The sequence below is a fragment of the Pseudovibrio sp. POLY-S9 genome, from assembly GCF_001431305.1.
Classification (GTDB): domain Bacteria; phylum Pseudomonadota; class Alphaproteobacteria; order Rhizobiales; family Stappiaceae; genus Pseudovibrio.
This window is the reverse complement of the sequence record NZ_LCWX01000216.1, coordinates 66063-68352: the sequence shown is the minus strand read 5'-3', so window position 1 is coordinate 68352 and position 2290 is coordinate 66063. Positions and strand designations below refer to the sequence as shown.

Sequence of the window (2290 nt, the reverse complement as noted above, 5' to 3'; positions counted from 1 at the left end):
GCCTGGCACCCACAGCAAATGGGTGGAGATGGAAGAGGGGACAGTAACGCGTACCTCCACTTTTCTGAGTGGAGAGTTATTCGCGCTCATCGCCAAGCAATCCATCCTCCGCCATTCGCTGGATACGCAGGCAGAGCTGGACAAGGATGTCTTCCTCACCACGCTGGATCAGCTGAAAAATCAGGAAGCTACACTGCTTGGCAACCTGTTTGGCCTGCGTGCCGGACAGCTGCTCAACAACACCAGCACGCAAGCAGGCGCTTCCAAACTTTCCGCACTTGTTATCGGAACAGAGCTTCTCGACATGCTCGCAAAGTGCGGGGACAACCCACCCAAGCAAGTCCACCTCGTCGGTGGCAGTAAACTCGCTCAAAATTACGCGCTCGCCCTGCAACATCTCGGCTTAACGCCGATCGTGCATGATGCAGACAAAGCCGCACTCACTGGACTATCCGCCGTCAGACAAGGGGCACTCAATGACAACAGTTAAACAAACACCAGAGCGCAACCTCATGGCTATCCTCCGTGGAGTAAAGCCTGCTGAGATTTTGGATATTGTGGAAGTGCTTATAGAAGCAGGCTTTTCACAGATCGAAGTGCCGCTCAATTCGCCAGAGGCACTCAAGTCTATCACCATGGCACGAGACAAGTTCGGCAAGTTATCCGCCATCGGCGCGGGGACAGTTCTCACCGCAGAGCAAGTCAAACAGGTTCGCGCAGCAGGCGGAACCTTCATCGTTTCTCCCAACTACGATGAAGACGTTATCCGCACCACCAAGGCAGAAGGCATGGCCTCCTATCCGGGCGTTCTCACCCCCTCAGAATGCTTTGCCGCGCTGAAGGCAGGGGCTGATGCACTCAAGATCTTCCCGGCCTTTCAGGTGGGAGTAAAAGGCATTCAGGCAGTGCGTGCAGTTCTGCCAAAAGAAACTCTGGTCTACGCCGTTGGCGGTGTCGGCCCTGCGGAATTTGCGCAATATGTGGAAGCAGGCTGTCAGGGCTTCGGCATGGCAAGCAATCTATACAAGCCGGGCTTTACGGCGACGCAGGTTTCTGAAAACGCAAAAGAAATGGTTGCAGCATACGATGCGCTCAAACTCGGAGAGAGCGCATGAGCGAGCCATATGTTTTCGCCAAAACAGAATGCAGCTTAGGGGAGGGTCCTCTTTGGAGTGCCCGCCATGACGCGCTGTTTTGGGTGGACATCAACAATCATCTGGTGCTGAAAAAGGGCATAACCGGTCCTATTGAAACATGGAAGTTCGATGAGCCGGTCTCCGCCTTTGCGCAGATCCCAAGCAGCGACGACTTCATGCTATCCTCTGCAACAGGTCTGTATCGCTGGTCCCCGGGAACGCACAGTCGCAACCTTATCCTCCCTGTCGAGGACCAAAACCCCGTCACCCGCTCCAACGACGCCCGCACCGACCGTACCGGCGGGTTCTGGATTTCCTCCATGGGCCACAAAGCAGAAAAAGGCGCAGGCAGCCTTTATCGTTTTTTCAAAGGGGAATTAGCGAAGATTGCAGGCGACATCACAATCCCGAATTCCCTTTGTTTCTCGCCAGATGGGGACACTGCGTACTTTTCAGACACGGTGACATCTCAGATCATCAAATGGTCACTAAATGCGCAAACTGGCCTGCCAGAAGGGCCCGCGGAGATATTTGCTGATATCTCCGGGACAGGATTTGGCCCCGACGGTTCCGTGGTTGATGCTGAGGGATATCTCTGGAACGCTCAATGGGGCGGATACAGAGTCGTTCGCTATAAACCTGATGGAATGGTGGATCGCATTATTGAGATTGACGCAAGTCAGGCATCTTGTCCTGCGTTTGGTGGGGCCGACTACAAAACGCTGTTCATTACCACGGCTCGCGAAAACCTGAGTGAGGAGCAATTGGCGAAAGAGCCTCTCGCTGGATCGGTTTTTGCAGTCCCTATTGATACTCCAGGTCTGCCGGACCCCGAACTACAAATGTGATCTCATGAGCGATAAGAAACACTTAGGTATCTGTTACTACCCAGAACATTGGTCAGAGGACTTATGGCAGCAAGATGCCAAAGAAATGGCCGAGCTGGGCATTACCTATGTGCGCATCGCTGAGTTCGCCTGGTCTCGCATAGAGCCGGAACCAGGGCGCTTTTCCTGGGACTGGTTGGACAGCGCAATTGAGACTCTCGCAAGTGCGGGTCTCAAGATTGTAATGTGCACCCCAACTGCTACACCTCCACGCTGGATGGTGGATAAACATCCGGACATGCTCGCCGTTGACGAGAACGGCCACCC

At 54.1% G+C, this 2290-nt stretch carries 4 protein-coding genes; all 4 read left to right on the top strand.

Annotated features, from left to right (window positions below; genetic code table 11):
* Positions 1–490, top strand: a 490-nt coding sequence (locus PPL9_RS33565; protein ID WP_208989553.1) for a 2-dehydro-3-deoxygalactonokinase, incomplete at its 5' end; no start/stop codon positions are given.
* Positions 477–1115, top strand: coding sequence for a 2-dehydro-3-deoxy-6-phosphogalactonate aldolase (locus PPL9_RS22215; protein WP_057464779.1), 639 nt, complete (start codon positions 477–479; stop codon positions 1113–1115). The genes PPL9_RS33565 and PPL9_RS22215, both read left to right, overlap by 14 nt.
* The gene (locus tag PPL9_RS22210; RefSeq protein ID WP_057464778.1) at positions 1112–1984 is read left to right on the top strand and encodes an SMP-30/gluconolactonase/LRE family protein; all 873 of its coding nucleotides are present in this window, start codon (positions 1112–1114) and stop codon (positions 1982–1984) included. Before PPL9_RS22215 ends, PPL9_RS22210 begins: the two co-directional genes overlap by 4 nt.
* Before the next feature lie 4 nt (positions 1985–1988).
* On the top strand, positions 1989–2290 hold a 302-nt coding region (locus tag PPL9_RS33560), incomplete at its 3' end, for a beta-galactosidase (RefSeq protein WP_208989552.1).

Excerpts from the sequence above, each read along its gene's own strand:
- PPL9_RS22210 (WP_057464778.1), top strand. The coding sequence starts at position 1,112 with ATGAGCGAGCCATATGTTTTCGCCAAAACAGAATGCAGCTTAGGGGAG.
- PPL9_RS22215 (WP_057464779.1), top strand. The coding sequence starts at position 477 with ATGACAACAGTTAAACAAACACCAGAGCGCAACCTCATGGCTATCCTC.